The 18,063-nt window shown below is 64.9% G+C and carries 19 protein-coding genes; 7 read left to right on the forward strand and 12 right to left on the reverse strand.

What is annotated here, in order from left to right; genetic code table 11:
* Positions 1-31: 31 nt before the first annotated feature.
* Positions 32-1,099: an alcohol dehydrogenase AdhP gene (gene adhP / locus QRN63_RS11990; RefSeq protein WP_285030950.1), complete on the reverse strand. Its 1,068-nt coding sequence runs from the start codon at positions 1,097-1,099 to the stop codon at positions 32-34.
* A 353-nt stretch (positions 1,100-1,452) separates the two neighbouring features.
* Here adhP and QRN63_RS11995 point away from each other — a divergent pair, with 353 nt between their 5' ends.
* The 3 genes from QRN63_RS11995 to QRN63_RS12005 all read left to right on the forward strand — a co-directional run bounded on the left by QRN63_RS11995 (position 1,453) and on the right by QRN63_RS12005 (position 4,879).
* Positions 1,453-2,817, forward strand: a complete 1,365-nt coding sequence (locus tag QRN63_RS11995) for a TIGR00366 family protein (RefSeq protein ID WP_350224443.1) — start codon at positions 1,453-1,455, stop codon at positions 2,815-2,817.
* A 120-nt stretch (positions 2,818-2,937) separates the two neighbouring features.
* On the forward strand, positions 2,938-4,221 hold the full coding sequence (locus QRN63_RS12000) for a PucR family transcriptional regulator (RefSeq protein ID WP_285030952.1): 1,284 nt from the start codon (positions 2,938-2,940) through the stop codon (positions 4,219-4,221).
* Positions 4,222-4,276: 55 nt separating this feature from the next.
* On the forward strand, positions 4,277-4,879 hold the full coding sequence (locus QRN63_RS12005; protein WP_267318305.1) for a TetR/AcrR family transcriptional regulator: 603 nt from the start codon (positions 4,277-4,279) through the stop codon (positions 4,877-4,879).
* Between the two features lie 4 nt (positions 4,880-4,883).
* Here the strand turns inward: QRN63_RS12005 and QRN63_RS12010 are convergent, their stop codons facing one another.
* Positions 4,884-5,882 carry an alpha/beta hydrolase gene (locus QRN63_RS12010; RefSeq protein ID WP_285030953.1) on the reverse strand — a complete coding sequence of 333 codons (999 nt, stop codon included), beginning with the start codon at positions 5,880-5,882 and terminating at the stop codon, positions 4,884-4,886.
* A 145-nt stretch (positions 5,883-6,027) separates the two neighbouring features.
* Complete coding sequence (locus tag QRN63_RS12015; RefSeq protein WP_285030954.1) at positions 6,028-6,534, reverse strand: DUF1707 domain-containing protein; 507 nt, start codon at positions 6,532-6,534, stop codon at positions 6,028-6,030.
* Positions 6,535-6,922: 388 nt separating this feature from the next.
* On the opposite strand from QRN63_RS12015, the gene QRN63_RS12020 reads away from it, so the two are divergent.
* Positions 6,923-7,306, forward strand: coding sequence for an STAS domain-containing protein (locus tag QRN63_RS12020; protein WP_267318308.1), 384 nt, complete (start codon positions 6,923-6,925; stop codon positions 7,304-7,306).
* A 41-nt stretch (positions 7,307-7,347) separates the two neighbouring features.
* Positions 7,348-7,809, forward strand: a complete 462-nt coding sequence (locus tag QRN63_RS12025) for an ATP-binding protein (RefSeq protein ID WP_285030955.1) — start codon at positions 7,348-7,350, stop codon at positions 7,807-7,809.
* A gap of 2 nt (positions 7,810-7,811) precedes the next feature.
* On the opposite strand, the gene QRN63_RS12030 is transcribed toward QRN63_RS12025, so the two are convergent.
* From QRN63_RS12030 to QRN63_RS12055, 6 genes are all read right to left on the reverse strand, one after another.
* Complete coding sequence (locus QRN63_RS12030) at positions 7,812-8,258, reverse strand: response regulator (protein WP_267318309.1); 447 nt, start codon at positions 8,256-8,258, stop codon at positions 7,812-7,814.
* On the reverse strand, positions 8,255-9,832 hold the full coding sequence (locus QRN63_RS12035) for a sensor histidine kinase (RefSeq protein ID WP_285030956.1): 1,578 nt from the start codon (positions 9,830-9,832) through the stop codon (positions 8,255-8,257). The genes QRN63_RS12030 and QRN63_RS12035 overlap by 4 nt, the downstream gene beginning before the upstream one ends.
* The gene (locus tag QRN63_RS12040; protein ID WP_285030957.1) at positions 9,829-11,022 is read right to left on the reverse strand and encodes a PP2C family protein-serine/threonine phosphatase; all 1,194 of its coding nucleotides are present in this window, start codon (positions 11,020-11,022) and stop codon (positions 9,829-9,831) included. Before QRN63_RS12040 ends, QRN63_RS12035 begins: the two co-directional genes overlap by 4 nt.
* Positions 11,023-11,178: 156 nt before the next feature.
* Positions 11,179-11,928, reverse strand: a complete 750-nt coding sequence (locus tag QRN63_RS12045; RefSeq protein ID WP_285030958.1) for a SigB/SigF/SigG family RNA polymerase sigma factor — start codon at positions 11,926-11,928, stop codon at positions 11,179-11,181.
* Positions 11,925-12,371 carry an ATP-binding protein gene (locus QRN63_RS12050; RefSeq protein WP_285030959.1) on the reverse strand — a complete coding sequence of 149 codons (447 nt, stop codon included), beginning with the start codon at positions 12,369-12,371 and terminating at the stop codon, positions 11,925-11,927. Before QRN63_RS12050 ends, QRN63_RS12045 begins: the two co-directional genes overlap by 4 nt.
* Before the next feature lie 251 nt (positions 12,372-12,622).
* Positions 12,623-12,778: a hypothetical protein gene (locus QRN63_RS12055; RefSeq protein ID WP_267318313.1), complete on the reverse strand. Its 156-nt coding sequence runs from the start codon at positions 12,776-12,778 to the stop codon at positions 12,623-12,625.
* 270 nt (positions 12,779-13,048) lie between these two features.
* Here QRN63_RS12055 and mbp1 point away from each other — a divergent pair, with 270 nt between their 5' ends.
* Both mbp1 and QRN63_RS12065 read left to right on the forward strand, forming a co-directional pair.
* Positions 13,049-13,294 carry a microaggregate-binding protein 1 gene (gene mbp1, locus QRN63_RS12060; protein WP_267318314.1) on the forward strand — a complete coding sequence of 82 codons (246 nt, stop codon included), beginning with the start codon at positions 13,049-13,051 and terminating at the stop codon, positions 13,292-13,294.
* 238 nt (positions 13,295-13,532) lie between these two features.
* Positions 13,533-14,210, forward strand: a complete 678-nt coding sequence (locus QRN63_RS12065) for a hypothetical protein (protein WP_285030961.1) — start codon at positions 13,533-13,535, stop codon at positions 14,208-14,210.
* A gap of 18 nt (positions 14,211-14,228) precedes the next feature.
* Here QRN63_RS12065 and QRN63_RS12070 read toward each other — a convergent pair whose 3' ends face one another.
* From QRN63_RS12070 to glgX, 3 genes are all read right to left on the reverse strand, one after another.
* Positions 14,229-14,669 carry a response regulator gene (locus tag QRN63_RS12070; protein WP_267318535.1) on the reverse strand — a complete coding sequence of 147 codons (441 nt, stop codon included), beginning with the start codon at positions 14,667-14,669 and terminating at the stop codon, positions 14,229-14,231.
* A 204-nt stretch (positions 14,670-14,873) separates the two neighbouring features.
* Positions 14,874-15,572 (reverse strand): TetR/AcrR family transcriptional regulator, encoded by a 699-nt coding sequence (locus QRN63_RS12075; RefSeq protein WP_267318316.1) that lies wholly within the window; start codon positions 15,570-15,572, stop codon positions 14,874-14,876.
* A gap of 151 nt (positions 15,573-15,723) precedes the next feature.
* Entirely contained in the window at positions 15,724-17,877 is a 2,154-nt protein-coding gene (gene glgX, locus QRN63_RS12080) for a glycogen debranching protein GlgX (RefSeq protein ID WP_285030962.1), read from the reverse strand.
* Positions 17,878-18,063: the final 186 nt, after the last annotated feature.

The raw sequence follows: 18,063 nt of genomic DNA on the forward strand, positions 1-18,063 counted from the left end.
AGATCAGCTGTGCGGGTGACCCTATGCGCCGCTAGGCATTTCGATAGTCGATGACGATGCGGCCGTCGATCTGTCCGTGTTCCATCCGGGTGAAGACATCATTGATCTCATCGAGCCGCGCGCTGGTGACGGTCGGCTTGATCAGACCGCGCGCGTAGAAGTCCAGTGCCTCGGCCATGTCTTGCCGCGTTCCGACAATCGACCCCCGAATGGTGAGTCCCTTGAGAACGATATCGAAGATCGGCGCCGGGAAATCGCCCGGCGGAAGTCCGTTGAACACGATGGTGCCACCGCGACGGGCCAGCCCGATCGCCTGGCCGAACGCCTGCGGGTGCACGGCGGTGACCAGGACACCATGCACTCCGCCGGTGGCCTGCTGCACCGCCTCGACGACGTCGGCGGTACGGGCGTTGACGGCGACCTCGGCGCCGAACCGGGTGGCGAGCGCGAGTTTGGCGTCGTCGACATCGATGGCCACCACACGCAGACCCATCGCGCGGGCGTACTGAACTGCGATATGCCCCAGCCCGCCGATGCCGGAGATCGCCACCCACTGGCCGGGCCTGGTATCGGTGACCTTGAGACCTTTGTAGACGGTGACGCCGGCGCAGAGGATCGGCGCAATCTCCAGCGGGTCGGCGCCGTCGGGGATCCTCGCGGCATAGTCGGCGTTGACCAGCATGTACGTGCCGAAGCTTCCGTTGACGGAATACCCACCGTTGCGCTGACTTTCGCACAACGTCTCCCAGCCCGTCCGGCAGTATTCGCAGCGGCCGCAGGCCGACCACAGCCAGGCGTTACCGACCTTGTCGCCGACCGCCAGGTCGACCACGCCCTCGCCGAGCGCTACGACCGTGCCGTAGCCTTCATGCCCCGGCACGAACGGCGGCTGGGGCTTGACCGGCCAATCGCCGTGTGCGGCATGAAGATCGGTGTGGCAGACACCGGAGGTCTCGAGTTTTACCAAGGCTTCGCCATAGCCGGGCGTCGGCAGTTGCATGTCGTGCACCTGCAGCGGCATACCGAAGTCGGTGACGACGGCGGCCTGCATGGTGTCGGCGTGTCCCGCCGCGGTTTCAGTGGCCAGTGTCTGTGTCATTGATTCACTCCGTTCGTGCGAACTGATCTGGGGAAGAGGTGAGGTTCTGGATGGCGCAAAGCTGATAACACACAACGCTATTGACAGCGACATGCCGCCGCATGCCCCGAACGGACCGAGTACCGGACCCGCCCGGGTGGGTCCGGTACTACCCATTCGGACAGTGCTGCCGGGCGCCGACCGAACGATCCCGGAACGATGAAACCGTTGTGCAAAGGTGCCACTCTGGCGCCACTCACCCGCCATGATGAGTGCCGTAACCAGACACTGCGAAGGTGGATCACGTGGCAACGAGCGAACATCCGAAGGGCACGGGCGCGAGCGCGGACGCCAAACCCGAACGCCGCGGCGTCATGCAATCCTTCACGGCCCTGTGTGTCCGCTACGTCGAACGCCTGATGCCCGATCCCTATCTGTTCGCCGTCATCCTGACCGTCCTGGTCGCCGGGATGGTTGCCCTGCTGGTGCACGGCGCCACGCCCAGCGGCATGCTCAAGGCCTGGTACGGGGGCGTGTGGGGTTCGCAGAACATCTTCACGTTCGCTTTCCAGATGGTGCTGATCCTCGTGACGGGTTACACGCTCGCCGAGGCGCCCGTCCTCAAGCGGGCCATCGTCCACATCGCGGGCAAGCCGAACAACCAGGTGCAGGGCGCCCTGCTGTGTTTCGCGGTCAGTGCAGTGCTGTCGCTGTTGAACTGGGGACTGGGACTGGTCGCCGGTGCACTGGTCGCCCGGCAGGTGGCAAAGCGTTTCACCGACGCCCATTTCGGCTACCTGATCGCCGCCGCCTTCATGGGCTTCATCGTCTGGACGCAGGGACTCTCGTCATCGATCGCCTTGGCCAACACCGACAGCAGCAGCCCCATCAACGTCATCCACAAGCTGACCGGCATCACTGTTCCGTTGAGCCAGACCATCTTCCAGCCGTACAGCTGGCTGTCTGCGATCGTGGTGCTGGTCCTGCTGGGGCTCGCCGTCTGGCGCATGGCTCCGGCGCAGAGCCTGGCTCCCGACCCCGCGGTGTTCGAGGACGAGGTGCCGCCACCGGCAGCACCCGAAGTCAAGACCCTTGCCGAATGGCTCGAGAACCTGTGGATACTCAACGTCCTCGTGTTCACCGCCGGCATGGCCTACTTCGTGCTCAGTGGATTCGCGCTGAACATCTCGTCGATGATCATGCTGTTCACGATCACCAGCGCGTTGCTGCACGGCACGCCCATCCGTTTCATCCGGGCGTTCACCGGCGCCGCCAAGGTGTCCGGCCCACTGCTCCTGCAGTACCCGTTGTACGGCGGCCTGGTCGGCCTCCTCGGTTATCAGGCGACGAAGGCAGACAAGCCGCTGCAGACGCTGCTGGCCGAGGCCGTCGTCAACGGCGCGACGGAGCACACGCTGCCGTTCCTGACCTTCGTCGGGTCGTTGCTCATCAGCCTGTTCGTCCCGTCGGGCGGCGGACACTGGGCCGTTCAGGGCCCCATCGCGGTCGACTCGGCGCTGGCCATCGGCCAGCGGTCACCGGAGTACCTGGGGCTGATCTCCATGGCGGTCGCCGTCGGCGAAGGTGTCGCGAACATGATCCAGCCGTTCTGGCTACTGCCCCTGCTGGCGATCGCCAAACTGAACGTCCGCCAGGTCATGGGCTTCACCGTCGTCGCATTCCTGATCGGCGTCGTGGTGCTGGGCGCCACCACCCTCATCGCGCCGTACGTGCTCTGACGCCCGACACGCCGCTTGCCGCGAGAAGAATGCGCGGCAATTTTGGTGCCGGAAACAAAACTTTCTGCGATTTGCCCCGGCATCTTCCGTCACCGCGTTGTGATGGATCACAATCGGCACGTGTCGTCGCCATCCCAACTGCCGCCGATCCCGGCGGACGCACCGTTGCGGAAGGTGATCGAGGACCGGATCGACGAGATCGCCACGACGCTTCTCCATGAGGCCGTCCAATCCATCGAATGGCCCACCCCGATGCCGATCGAACATTTCGATGGCGAGGTCGCCCCGTACATCATCGGTGGATTTCTGTACGGGCTCGGCCTGATCACCGAAGGACGCAGGGTGACCCGCGCCGAGGTGGCCACCTTCGTCCTGCCAGTCGCGGAACGACATGCCGAGGATGGGATCCCCCTGCCGTTCCTGTTCACCGCACTGCACGCCGGCATCCGGAAACTGTGGGAGATCGTCCTGGAATCGGCCTCCGAGGGTGATTCGGAAACGATCGCCGCGCTGGGCATGTACCTCGCCGACTTCACCGGGACCATCAGCGTCCTGATGACCGAGGTCTACCAGGATTCAGATTTTGCGCTCCGGGCCACCGCCCGCCGCCAGTTGGGTGCCCTCTGCGCAGGTCTCATCGACGGCGCCCCCGATATCGACGTGCTTGCCAAGCAAGTAGGTATCAAGCTCAGCGACCGCTATGACGTGTTGGCGATCCGGGTGGACACCGACGAACCACGTACCACCCACGAAATCTTGGCGGCGCGCCGGCGATTACGGCTGGCCAACCAAGTGTTCTACGGACGTGGTGCCGGCGAGATTCTCAACACGTTCGACGGCCATGCCGGCGTCATCTTGCTGCCCGCACCGGTCGTGGAACACTGCGACGATTCGGCCGTGACCGGACACCTGGGCGCCCTGGTCGCCGCGCTGAGCGATCGACTCGATATTGCGGTCTACGCTGCCTACCATCCGGGTGCCGCGCTGGCCGCCATCCCCGCGGCGGTCTCGGAGGCCGACGAAATCACCCGCCTGGCAAGGCAACTGAACAGAGGACCGGGCATCTATCAACTGGCCGACGTTCTTTTCGAGTACCAGTCGACGCGCCCCGGGCCTGCCCGCGATCTGCTCGCCTGCCGCATCGCGCCGCTGCGCGACCACCCTGGGTTACTCCAAGCGCTGCAAGCACATCTGCAGCACGGCGCCGACCGGAAGGCCGCCGCGGCAGAGCTTTTCATCCATCCGAACACCCTTACCTACCGCTTGCGGCGCATCCAGGACATCACCGGATACGACCCGACCGATCCCCACCAGTCCCGACTGCTCGCCGCGGCGATGACGGTCCATACCGTCGATCATGCAGACACGCCAATCGCCGTCACAGAACCAGGCAATCCCGGCTAGCTCGATCGGACATCGGTCAGCGAACTCGAGTCATTCGGATCGTACGGAACGAGATGTGAACCCAGTGGTGAATTATCCGGAGTTGGAGCGCGCACATATCCTCTGCACGGCAAGGGAACTCGTCGATCATTCCGGCTGGCAGGTGTTGCAACTCGAGGACGTGCTGCAGCGCGCCGGCGTATGCGACCGGAGCTTCCACCGGCATTTCAGTTGCCTCGAAAGCCTGTTGTCCGCGTTGCTGGCAGACGAACTCCGCAGCGCCGCAAGCCAGTTGCGACACGCCACGCAGAGCAAGCGTCCGATCGAGCAGATCCTGTCGTACACCGCGACGATGATCGACTACGTCTACCCGGCGGAGCGCCGCGGCAGAGCTTCAGCGCTGGCGGCCGTGTGGCTGGAGCGTTCCGAGGACGACGCCGAACGCAACGATGCGCTCGTGGACGAATTGATCGAACCGCTGCGCGAGGCGATTCGCGCCGGATGCCGGACCGGCGAGATGTCGTCACAGTGCCCAGATGACGACGCACAGTCGATCTTTCATCTGGTCACCGGCATGATCCTCACCCAGGCGGCCCTCGGCAGGCACACCTCTCCCGAGTACCTGAAAGGCCTTGTGATGGACGGGGTTGCGCGCGCCCTCGGGTTCACCGCACAGTGAGCGACTAAGCGGACTGCGCCCGCGCCCCGCTTCGGGCGAACGCCGACTCGATGAACTGCGTTACCTCGCGCAGCGCGCGCGCCGCTTCCGGGACGATCGAGGCCGCGGCCTGGAACACGTGGACCTGGTCCCGCCATACCTGCAATTGATGCGGCACACCGGCCTTCGTCAGGGCAACGGCCAACTCCTCGGCGTCGGGGTTGAGCAGTTCGGTCGAGCTCACCTGGATCAGGGACGGCGGCAACTCGGCCAGATCTGCATCGAGCAGACTGTGCTCGTCTGCGGGCGGGCTGTGCCGCATGACGAATTGATGGAAAGCGCGGGCAAAGGTCTTTGAGAACAGCACATCGGTTGATCCCGAGGGTGCATCGATCTTGGCCTGCACGTCGAAGTCGGCCAGCGGTGCCATCGAGACGATCGCGCCGGGCATAGGCAGTCCGCGCCGGGCCGCGAACACCGCGGTGATGAATACCAGGTATGCGCCGGCCGAGTCTCCGATGAATGCAATGTTCTCCGGCGGGATGCCTCGCCCGAGCGCGAATCGATACGCATCGATGCAGTCCTCGATACCGTCGGCGATGGTGTGGTGTGGCAGCTTGCGGTAGTCGACCGCGATGACCTCGCTCTGCAGGGACGCGGCAATCCGCGAGATCATCTGGCGGTGCAGGTAGCGGCCACCGACGAGGAACGCGCCGCCGTGCAGGTACACGACGTAGCGGTCCCCCCGGACCGCCGCCGGGCGGGTCACCTCGGCGGAACAGTGCGCAAGGCTGACGGGCTGGCGGGTGGTGCCCGCGACCGACCGCAGCACGCGACCAACGTGATCGACGGCCCGGTATGGCCACGGCAGGCCGGGCGCCATCGCCCAGACACTCAACACCGGTTTGACCGTGGCCTTCAGCGTCAACGCGAGGACGCGCGACTGGATGCTGCCGCCTTCGAACTCGACGCGGCGGGAATCACCCCGGTCCAGCGGGATCAGATTCTCGGGTGCGGCAACCACGTTGTAGCCCTCCTGTATCAACGAGCCCCGTCCGGTGGCTGTGGCAGCGCCGATGCCGCCTCGTTGTCCGAACCAGTATCGATGCCCGAGTGGCCGCCGTCTCTACACCGAGCGCCGAAGTATCACACTCAGCGCTTGTGACGAGTCACAAACGCTGAGGTAGGTAAGAGTCGCCACCGGCATGTAACCCGCCGACGCGCCGACCACGCATGCCGATTGCGCTGGGAATCAACAACGCGCATCCCCAGGGGACGCCCACCCAGAACGGCCAGAAGTATCCGGCGCCGGTGGCGAGCCAGATCGCGAGGCACAGCAGGTTCACCGCGACCCACGGCATCCACATGATGACGACCCATGCCGGAATCGTCTGTTTCCGTTCCCGTTTCGGTTCACCTCGCGCATCGGATCGCGGTAGGTCCGAGACGATTCCGGCGAGTTCGCCACGGGTTTCGGCCCGGTAGAGCCGCAGCAGGCGCGTGTCGTATTCCGTGAGGGTCAGCCGGCCGTCGGCGACGGCATGGGTGAGCCGGCGAGAAACGGCTTCGCGGTCGGCATCGCCGACCCGCACATGACTGCCGAGCGTATCGGTCGCGACACCGCCGGCACTGTGCCGCGGCGGCTCGGGAAACGTGAGGTTCTCATGGTGATCCACGGTGGAGCTCCAATCGCCATAACGGTGTTATAGATATTCATAACACCGTTATGGATCGATGGCAAGGGATATTCAGCGGGACACACAAGGTGAAGACATCAGCTACAAAGGCCACGCGGGACGCACCGCCGTGGAGCTGGACGCCGATTGCCACTCCCCTGAGCAATCGGTTTGCGGCACAATCGAACCCGACAGTCGAAGCGGTTCAGGTCGGCACCGGTCCCGCAGAATCGGCGCACATATATACCCGCCGGTGAACGACGCCAAACATGTTATTTGCCACACCGACGGACAGGGTGCGTCCTACTAGGTTTGGTGCAGCGGGCAGCAAAAGCGCCGATAGTATTTGGACTGTCGGCTCACGTGTGTGAGCCCCTCGGAGGTGACAATGACAGGCCAGCCAGTCCAGGGAAGCGGTAACTCTGCCGCGGAGAGCTGCGCAGTCGAACAGAGTCAGATCGGCGCCGTCAGCGTCGTCACGGTGTCCGGAACGGTGGACATGCTCACCGCTCCGCAGCTGGAATCCGCGCTGAGCCCGGCGGCTGTCGGCACCGCGCAGGCGGTCGTCGTCGATCTGAGCGCGGTGGACTTCCTGGCCTCGGCCGGGATGGGCGTGCTGGTGGCGGCACATGCGGACTTGGCGCCGGCGATTCGGCTCGTCATCGTCGCCGATGGCCCCACCACCAGTCGGCCGCTCAAGCTGGTCGGCATCGCCGACCTGATCGAGCTGTTCGCTACGCGAGACGAGGCCCTCGCGGCCGTCACCGCCTAGAGCGGTCCTTGTCAATCGGAAGGTAGGTCGAGCAGGTCGCTATGACGGAGCCGGACCAGTCTAGCAGCGGGGCACGTTTCAGTAGAACGAACGTGGTGGCAATCCCCGAACATGCGGCAGCCGTCCGTCAGGAGTTCTCGACCTGGCTGACGGGGCACCTCGCACTGGACCGGGTCAAAGCGAGCGACATCGTGCTTGCCGTCAACGAGGCGTTGGCCAACGCCGTCGAGGCCGCGTATGCCGATGCGCCGTCTCCCGGCGTTATGCACGTGCACGCCGACTTCGACCGCGGGTCAGGTCTGCTGTCCGTCACCGTGGCTGACGAGGGCACGTGGCGCCCCGCCACAGCACAGCTCGCGAACTCTGCCCGAGGACGCGGAATTCCGTTGATGCAGGCGTTGACCGATCGTGCGTCGATCGAGTCGACCGATGCCGGCACGCAGGTGCGCCTGCAATGGGATGCCGTCGAAACCGCCGCCGCCGATGCGGCCGGCAGCGCGTGACATCAGGGCTGCGGCAGCCGCACCACCTGGACGAAGAACTCGTCGATCTCCCGCACCGCCTTCATGAACTGATCGAGGTCGACCGGCTTGGTCACGTAGGCGTTCGCATGCAGTTTGTAGCTGCGCAGGATGTCCTCCTCGGCCGAGGAGGTGGTGAGGACCACGACCGGGATGTGACACAAGTTGGCGTCGGACTTGATCGCCTCCAGCAGCTGCCTGCCGTCGTACTTCGGCAGATTCAGGTCGAGCAGGATGAGGTCCGGAGTCGGGGCGCCCGCATGGATGCCGCGCCGGTAGAGGAAATCCAGACCTTCTTGACCGTCGCGGGCGACATGCAGAGTGTTCTTGATCTTGTTGTCCGCGAACGCTTCACGGGTGATCAGCTCGTCCCCCGGATCGTCCTCGACCAACAGGATGTCGACGACTCGGCCGGCTGACGACGCGTTCATGGATGACTTCCTTCCGGCTGCTCTGCTGCGATGACGTTCGGTTCGGTGGTCGGGGTGGCCGGCAACGTGAACACGAACCGCGTGCCATCGGTGTACGACGTGTCGATCCCGATGGTGCCGCCGTGATGTTCGACGATCTTCTTGCACAGCGCCAATCCGATACCGGTACCGCTGTAGGCATCGCGGCCGTGCAGTCGCTGAAAGATGACGAACACCTTGTCCACGAACTCTTCGGCAATCCCTATACCGTTGTCCGTGACCGTGAATACCCAGTCGTCGGCATTCTCACCCGTTCCCATTGTGCAGTCGATCACGATCCGGGGCACTCGACCCTCGCGCCGGAACTTCACCGCGTTGCCGATCAGGTTCTGCCACAGCATCGTGAAGAGCGTGGGGTCGCCGTCGACGCGCGGCAGGCCGGCGGGCGGCATCACGATCTCGGCTCCGGACTCAGAGAGCGAGGTCGCGAGGTTCTGCATGGCCGACGCAACAGCCTCGCCCAGGTCGACCTCCGTGTGCGTGGCGTTGATCCGGCCCACGCGGGAGAACGTGAGCAGGTCGTTGATCAGCACCTGCATGCGCTTGGCGCCGTCGACCGCGAAGTTGATGTACTCCACGCCGCGCTCGTCGAGCTGGTCACCGTACCGTTTCTCGAGCAGCTGACAGAAGGACGCCACCTTGCGCAGCGGCTCCTGCAGATCGTGCGACGCCACGTAGGCGAACTGTTCGAGTTCGGCGTTGGAGCGACGCAATTCTTCGGCCTGCTCATCGAGAGCCAGTCGGGCGAACTGGGACGCTTCGAGTTCGTCGACGATGCGCTGCCGCATCTCCTCGACGTCGACGGCGATCGCGCGAATGTCCGTGGGCCCCTGGGGAACTATGCGCTCATCGAAGTTGCCCTGCGTGATGCGGCGGCAGGCCGCGGCGAGTGCGCCGAGCGGGCGGGTGACCGAACTGCGCACCAGCATGGCCAGCACCACCGCCATGATGATGAAGGCACCGACCATGGTGGCCAGGACTCGGTCCCGCCACGTGCGGATGGACGTCAGCCGGGCGATATCGGCGTCGCGCGCCTGTTCCAGGTGCCGGTTCTGCGCGTCGAAGAGCGTGCGGAGGTTGTCGAACTCTTTCTTGCCCTCCTCGTTGGTACGGCTGTCGACGACGGCCGGATGTCCCACGACGACACTGGCTATCAGCGGCTCGGCGTAGGTGCTGCGCCAGGTACCGGCGGCGCGTTCGATCGCATCGAGGTCGGCGATGAGGGCGTCACGATCCCCCAGCAATGTCCTGATCTTCTGCGCCGCAGCCGTTTCAGCGCGTTGCCCGTCCTCGTATGGCGCCAGGAACTGCCTGTCTGCGGCGCTCGCATAACCGCGGACCGAGGTTTCTTGATCACGCAGTCCGGCCTGCAAGCGGTAGGCGGCCACACGGGCCGGTTGCAGGTGCTCGATCAGTTCGGTCGACACGGTGTCGGTTCGGCTCATCAAGAGCGCACCGCCGACAGCACCGGAGAGCACCACCACGCCCATCGCGGACAGAACCAGGTTCTGCCAGCCCTGCACCGTCAACTTCATCGAACCGAGCGCTCCACTCGAATGACGGCGATGTCGTCGGTCAGCCCGCCGAACGGCTCGGCCCGCGTCTCCGTCTCACTGATCAGCGCCTTGACGAACTCGGTCCCGGGCAGCCGCGCCAAGGAGCGGGCGGCCGCCAGCAGTCCGTCCTCCCCGAGACGTTCGCCCCCAGCCCCTGCGGGTCCCTCGAACAGCCCGTCCGTCAGCAGCATCAAGCCGTCGCCCGGCTGCAGCTGCAACCGATTGACGGGCCATTCCCTGGCTCCGAGGCCCAGTGCCTGGCCGGCGGTCGGTTCGAGCCAGTCGACGGTGCCCGTGCCGTGCATGAGCAAGCCGGGATGTCCCGCCCGCACCACGTCGAACTGCCCGGTATCGGGCGCCAGTGCCACACTCAGCAGCGTCGCGAAGGTGCCGCGGCTGGGGCGCTCGGTGGTCAGGATGCGGTCGAGCTGACGCATCCGTTCATTGCCTCGCAGACCGGCGAAAGTCAGTGCACGCCAGCCGATTCGCAGCGCCACGCCCAACGCGGCTTCGTCCGGTCCGTGGCCGGCGACGTCACCGATCATGACGTGCACCGTGCGGTCGGGTGTCTGCACGACGTCGTAGAAGTCGCCCCCGATCAGAGCATCGCGCCGGCTAGGCAAGGACTGTGTGACGATCTCGACGCCGGGGTTGTCCAGAAGCAGCGGAGAGGGCAACAGGCCCCGCTCCAACCGGGCATTCTCCTGAGCGCGCAGTCGGCTGGCATGCAGATCCACCGCGGTGACCTCGGCGCGCTTGCGTTCGATCGCATAGAGCACCGCACGGCGCAGCGTGTCCGGGTCGACTCGGCCCTTCACCAGGTAGTCCTGCGCGCCGGACGCCATGGCAGAAACACCGAAATGCTCGTCGTTCAGACCGGTGAGAACGACGATCGGCACGCTCGGCGCCAGGGCGCCCAAGCGATAGAGCGCGTCGACGCCGCCGGCGTCGGGCAGGTGCAGGTCGAGTAGCACGCAGTCCGGACGGATCGCTTCCAGCGCGGCCGCCGCCTGGGTCAATGTGGACGCCCAGTGGAAGTCGATGTCGATCGCGGCGTCGGCGATCAACTCCTCGACCAGCAAGGCATCACCGCGGTCGTCTTCCACCAGTAGCAGCGACAGCGGTCGATCTCCCGTCGGCCCCGACTTCGGGGAAGTCGAGCGGTTCATCCGCGGCTCCGCCGGCATGGACAAGTGGTCACATCCTTCGCCAAGGGGCCACCTACCTCGTGCTGACCATCTTGTTTCGCTGTGCTTACCGTCGCGGACGTTACCAGTTGGTCCATACCGCTCCGGTCCATTGGCGCGCTCCGCACGCCGCCGGAGCTACTCCAGCTTCTCCCGAAGCTGTGCCAGGGTTTTCGCCAGCAACCGCGAAACGTGCATCTGGGAGATGCCCACCTTGGCGGCGATCTGGGATTGCGTCATCGATTCGAAGAATCGCAACACCAGCACGGTCCGCTCGCGCTCCGGCAGTTCGTCCAGCAGCGGCCGGAGCGCCTCGCGATACTCGACCTTCTCCAAGCCAGGGTCGACGTCACCCAGCGTCTCGGCGAGGGACGGGCGCTCCTCGCTCCCCGCTGCCCCATCGATCGAGGTGGTTTTGTATGAGCTTCCGGCCATCAGACCGTCGAGGACCTCGTCGCGATCGATCCCCAGCTCAACGGCCAGCTCCGAGGCAGTAGGCGCGCGCCCGAGGCGTTGCGACATCTCGGCGCTGGCCGTGCCGATCTGCAGGTGCAGCTCTTTCATCCGCCGGGGGACTTTGACCGACCAACTGTTGTCGCGGAAGTGCCGGCGCAACTCCCCCATGATCGTGGGGACCGCGAAAGAGGCGAAGTCCGAGCCCATCTCGACGTCAAAACGCTTCACCGCGTTGATGAGGCCGATGCGTGCGACCTGCAGCAGATCGTCGCGCGCCTCGCCCTTGCCCTCGAAGCGCCGCGCGATGTGGTCGGCCAAAGGCAGACAGCGCTCGATGATCGCGTCGCGCTGCGCGATGTAGTCAGCTGAACCCTCGGTCGTCCTCTGGAGCTGACGGAACATCTCGAGAACGTCCGCATACTCCGCCGTCACCGCTGCAGACTCACTCGTCTCGAGGTCAACGAAACACCCAGCACCTGGGTGCCGTCGATAGCCGGCTCGTCGGCGAAGGTCGATACCTCGTCGGCCAGCGAGTTGAGCACGTGCCAACTGAAACTGTCCGGCTTCACCACCGCGGTGCCGCGGCTGTCATCGGCAATGCACGTCGCCGAAGCACGAATCACCACAGCGTCATTGGCCGGATCGACAACGACCCGCAGGCTCGACCCCGGCACCGCGGCCCGGATGAGACCGGTACACGCCTCGTCGACCGCCAGCCGGATATCGGCGATGGCATCCAGATCGAAATCTTCGAATGCGGCGACCGCAGCCACGAGCGTCCGCAGGACGGCCAGGCTTTCCGGAGACGCCGCAACGATCAACTCAACAGACCGGTCATTGGACGCCAAGCTGCCCTGCCCCACTGCCTCAACCACGTATTTCCTCCAGCGTCCCTGTGCAGGCCACTCCACGTCGCACCCTGAGTACCCATTGTCCATACCTGTTCAAACAAACGTGCATCGCCCGCCACCTCCCGCTGTCGGCGGGGGCAGTACCCGAAGGTGGGCGACGCTGTCCGCCCGCTTCGCCGCCTGCGCGGCCGTTCGATTCATCCTGTGCCGCAGGCTATTTCGATTAGTCGTGGCAGCTCTCGAACGCCACGGCGACCGCATCGACACGCAGCCGGCTAATACCAGTAGCGGCGGCCGGCGATCTGCCGTCCGGTCGCCCCAAGCAGCCAAAAAACCGCGCCCACCACCAGCACGACCACGCCGGCCACCCACAAGGGGTAGGTGTTGAAGATCAGCCCGAGAGCAAGCAATACAGCCCCGACCAGAATCATGGTGCCTCTTTCCGTTGTGGGCAGTGCACGTCGTTTCAGCCTGCCCCGTCTGACCCTGCCGGTCAGTCGGCAGTCCTTCCGTACCCAAGGCGGTCAGCTGCCCAAACATCTCGGAAACGGTCAGCGGAATGCCCTGTGGGGCACCCACATCCGGGTGTGGCGTAGATCGCAATAGTCGCCGTTTGACGTGCGCCGGAGCTGGGAATTCTCGGCAGGCGTGGGGAACGGTTCTCCGTGCGATCATCCGATCCGTAAGCGGAAGGTTTAGCCATGAGCGAGGACAAGAACACCGGACCCGAGGAAGCCATCCGGGGCGTCGTCGAAGGCGTCAAGGGTAAGGCCAAGGAAGTCATCGGCACTGTGGCCGGACGTGACGACCTTGTCCGTGAAGGCCAGGCTCAGCAGGACAAGGCCGACGCGCAGCGCGACGCCGCGAAGAAGGAAGCTGAGGCGGACGCCGCACGCGCGGGCGCCAAGGCTGCTGAGGCACGCGAGCGAGCCGAGCAGCAGAACTAGGCGAGGCTCAGACCACAGCACAGCCAACGGCCCAGTCCAGCGAACTGCTGGACTGGGCCGCTCGTCTGTGCACCAGCTCCATCCGGAAAGCATTGCTTTGAAACAGCTTTCGGTACACCACCGACGGCGGCGCGCGCAAGACAGGCCCCACCATCTGAGTGTTTGCCGCTCGAATGGAGCGGGTAACTGTCAAGTCAGCTGACGCACTCGCGCGTTGCCCGACTCAAAGGAATCAGGGATGGCAATCGAACTGATGGCGGCGCCACGAAGTGCGGACGAGACAGCGGAATGTGTCGAGCCCGTGCCCGACGAGGCCGCGGCACCCGGCGTGACTGTCCACCTGCCGGTGTTGCTGGTGGGTCTGCGCTGGCTTTTCGACACCGAGCAACCGGCGGGCGCGGTCCAGTGCCCCGCCGGGGACACCCTGCCTTCGGTGGGCGGACGAGCTTTCCGGTTCATTCCAGCCGACCGCGACGGCCGGGCGGCCCTGGGCATCGCGGTGACCACCGGCATCGCCGGCGACGCGATCGGCGGCCATGAGGCGGCCGACTTCATCGACCTGCTCGAGGGCATGGGCGAAGAGGTTCTCGCCATCAATTCCGTCGCGGCGGGTGCGTTCTACGTGCTGACCTTGGCGCGACCCGCGCATCCGACGTTGCGGAGCGCGGTCGTTCGTTACCGCGCCCAGCGCCGCGCCGACTCCGTCGCCTCCCCCTTCGGCCCGGCGCCGCATTCCAATGACGTCAGCCCGGTGAGCGCAACGGACCTGCAGCGACAGCTGGCCACGAGATCTGCCGAGCAGGACAGTGAGCCATTGCCCAGCGACACCGGCGGCGTGCACTGGATGGACCGCTTCGGCTTCGCGACGCCCGCAGCGCTCCCGGGCACCGAGCCGTGTCTGGCCATGCAGGCCTGATGACCGAGCCGACCGCCGTCAGGCCCGCGGCAGCCGGACCACCTGAACGAAGAAATCGTCAATCTGGCGTACCGCGCTCAGAAACTGCTCGAGATCGACAGGCTTGGTCACGTAGGCGTTGGCATGCAGTTTGTAGCTACGCAAGATGTCTTCCTGCGCCGACGACGTGGTGAGCACGACGATGGGGATGTCGCACAGTTCGACGTCCGACTTGACCTTCTCGAGCAACTGCCGACCGTCGTACTTGGGCAGATTCAGGTCGAGCAGGATCAGGTCCGGTCGCGGCGCGCCCACATGGGCACCGCGCCGATAGAGGAAGTCGAGGCCCTCCTCACCATCGTGGGCGATATGCAGAACGTTCTTGATCTTGTTGTCGGCGAAGGCTTCCCGGGTGATCAACTGATCGCCGGGATCGTCCTCGATCAACAGAATGTCGATCGCCCTGTTGTCGCGCGGCACGGTCACGTGCACACCTTCCCCACCTACACGTAGATGACGTTCGATCCATCGTCCGGCCGCGCCGGGACTGTGAGTACACGGCGGGTTCGGCTATTCACCTGCGGTGCGCACCGACAGTCTCCTGCCTTGCCACACGTCCCCGACCACCATCAGTTTACATTGTAAACAGGGGCGCTGACCACGAGCCTCCCGTCGTGCGCCCGCTCAGTGGCGCGGCAAATTCGATTCGAGCCGATCCAAAAGCGCTTCGAGCGCTTCTTCGAACTCGACGTCGCCGTAGTCTTCCGATAACAGGGGTTGCAGTCGCTGCAGCTGCGGATAATCCGACAGCTTGGCCCGCGGGCGGTCGGCTTCCTCGAGGATCGCTTCGGCAGGACTCAGCTGGGCGCCGCGGGCCGACACCTCCAGCAAGAGCTGTCCGACCAAGAATGTGGTGTACGTGCGATATGCCGCCACCGCCGCGGCATCGTCGAACCCGTACGAAAGCAAGGTATCGAGGAAGCTCTCCATCCAGCGCAAGCTGCGCAGCGGCGGCCGCACCCAAGGTGCCTCCGGCGCCTGCGTGGCCACCAGTGGGAAGAGTTCGGGATGCTGCAGCGCAATCTGACGCACCCCGTGGGCAAGGCGGATCAGATAGTCCTGCCAGCCGTCTTCCTGCCGGCGTGCCGCCAGCTGCTCGGCGTACAAACGGTCGACGACATGGTCGACCACACCGGTCAGCAGGTCTCCCCTGCCGTGGACGTACCGGTACAGGGCCATCGCCTCCACACCGCAGGCCGCGCCCAAGCGGCGCATGGTGAGCTTGTCCAGCCCATGCTGGTCGATGAACTCGATCGCGGTGTCCAGGATGAACTCGCGGGACAGCGACGCCGAGTGGCCATCACGGTGGCCATCAGCGGGCACCGCATCAGAGTCACCCCCCGCCGAGGGGCCTCCGGAGTCATTGGCTCCCGACAATGTGCCGACCTCCCAGTCCTGGATGAATCCGGGCTCAACGCTAGCTGCAGAAGGGAACGAAATGGTGGAGCGTCACCGCGGGCAACATTTGCCGGTGTCAGGAAACGGTTCGAAACACCGTGAGCGCACGGCCTTCCACCGTCACGGCGGCCTCCGCTCCCAACGGCGTGGTGTCGGCGTCCACAGTCGCCAGACCACTGGCAGTGTCGAGCACCAGTTGCCATCCCGAACCGAATTGCTCTGGCGGCAGCGTGAATTCGATAGCTTCGTGGTGAGCGTTGAAACACAGGACGAACGAGTCGTCGACGACCCGTTGTCCACGCTCATCCAGGTCCGGTATGCCCTGTCCGTTGAGGTACACCGCAACGGACTTGCCGAAGGCGGTGTTCCAGTCGTCGTCGGTCATCTCCGAGCCACTCGGGGTGAAGAAGGCGACGTCCGGGACATCCTGCGACCCCCGCGCTCGCACGGGCCGACCGGTGAAGAAGCGGCGCCGCCGAAAAATCGGGTGCGCGGTGCGGATTGCGGCGACGCCGCCGACGAACGCCGTCAACTCGGTGTCCGCGGATTCCCAGTCGACCCAGGTGATTTCGTTGTCCTGGCAGTAGCCGTTGTTGTTTCCCCCTTGCGTGCGGCCCAGTTCATCGCCGTGCGAAATCATGGGCACGCCCTGGCTCAGCAGAGTCGTGGCCAGAAAATTGCGCTGCTGGCGGCGGCGCAATGTCTCGATGTCGGGATCGTCGGTCGGGCCTTCCACGCCGCAGTTCCAGGACCGGTTGTTCGATTCGCCATCGGCGTTGTCGTCACCGTTGGCCTCGTTGTGTTTCTCGTTGTAGGACACCAGGTCCCGCAGGGTGAAACCGTCATGTGCCGTCACGAAATTGATCGAGGCGACCGGCCGGCGTGAGGTGTGCTCATAGAGGTCCGCCGATCCCGTGAGCCGCGACGCGAACTCGCCCAGGGTGGACTCCTCACCGCGCCAGAAGTCACGTACGGCGTCGCGGTACTTACCGTTCCATTCCGTCCACTGCGGCGGGAAGTTCCCGACCTGATAGCCACCGGGCCCGACATCCCACGGCTCGGCGATCAGTTTGACCTGGCTGATGACGGGATCCTGCTGGACCATCTCGAAGAACGTCGAGAGCCGGTCCACGTCGTAGAACTCGCGTGCCAGCGTCGATGCCAAATCGAATCGGAAACCGTCGACATGCATCTCGGTCACCCAGTAGCGCAACGAATCCATGATGAGCTGCAGCGCGTGCGGGTGACCGGCATTGAGACTGTTGCCCGTGCCCGTGTAGTCCATGTAGAACTTCTGCTCCCCGTCGACCAGCCGGTAGTAGGCGGCATTGTCGATCCCCCGGAAGGACAGCGTCGGACCCAGATGATTGCCTTCCGCGGTGTGGTTGTAGACCACATCGAGGATCACCTCGATGTCTGCCTGGTGCAGGTCGCGGACCATGGCCTTGAACTCCTGCACCTGCCCACCGGGCGTCACCCCTGAGGTGTACTTCGGGTCCGGCGCGAAGAACCCGATGGTGTTGTACCCCCAGTAATTCGACAGCCCTTTGTCGATCAGCACGGAGTCGTTGGCGAAGTGGTGCACCGGCATCAACTCGACGGCGGTCACACCCAGGCTCTTCAGATGTTCGATTATCGCGGGATGCGCGATGCCCGCGTACGTGCCGCGGTCGCGTTCGGGAACATCGGGGTGAAGCTGCGTCAGCCCCTTCACGTGGGTCTCGTAGATCACCGAATCGGCGTACGCGCGCTGTGGCGGGCGGTCCGTCCCCCAGTCGAAGTAGGGGTTGATCACCACCGACTTGGGCATGCGAGCTGCCGAGTCATCGTCGTTACGACTGTCTTCGTCACCAAAGTTGTATCCGAAGAGAGTTTGGTCCCAACGGAATTCACCATCGATCGCTTTGGCGTAGGGATCGATCAGCAGCTTGTTCGGGTTGCAGCGCTGCCCCGCGGCCGGGTCGTAGGGCCCATGGACCCGATAGCCGTAGTGCTGTCCAGGAACGACATCAGGCAGGAATCCGTGCCAGATGAATCCGTCGACTTCCGGCAGTACGACCCGCGTTTCGGTGTCATCGTCGTCGAACAGGCAGAGTTCTACACGCTCTGCGGCCTCGCTGAAGACGGCGAAGTTCGTTCCGACACCGTCATACGTCGCGCCGAGTGGGTAGGCCTTACCCGGCCATACCTCGGTGCGACGGTTGTCCTCCGCTCCGGCGGACTCTGTCATGTGCTCTCCTCGAGCAAGAGGGATTGGGTGGGAGGGATAGCCCGGATCAGCGCCATCCAATCATCGCGGCGGTCGGATTGCACGGCCGGTTTGACCCGGCAACGACGTGGGTACCTGTAATCCGCCGGCATTGACGAACACGTCAACGCCCTGAGCGAGGAGCGCAGCACATGATCATCTTGGGCA

The sequence above is a fragment of the Mycolicibacterium sp. lyk4-40-TYG-92 genome, assembly GCF_030209435.1.
Lineage (GTDB): Bacteria > Actinomycetota > Actinomycetes > Mycobacteriales > Mycobacteriaceae > Mycobacterium.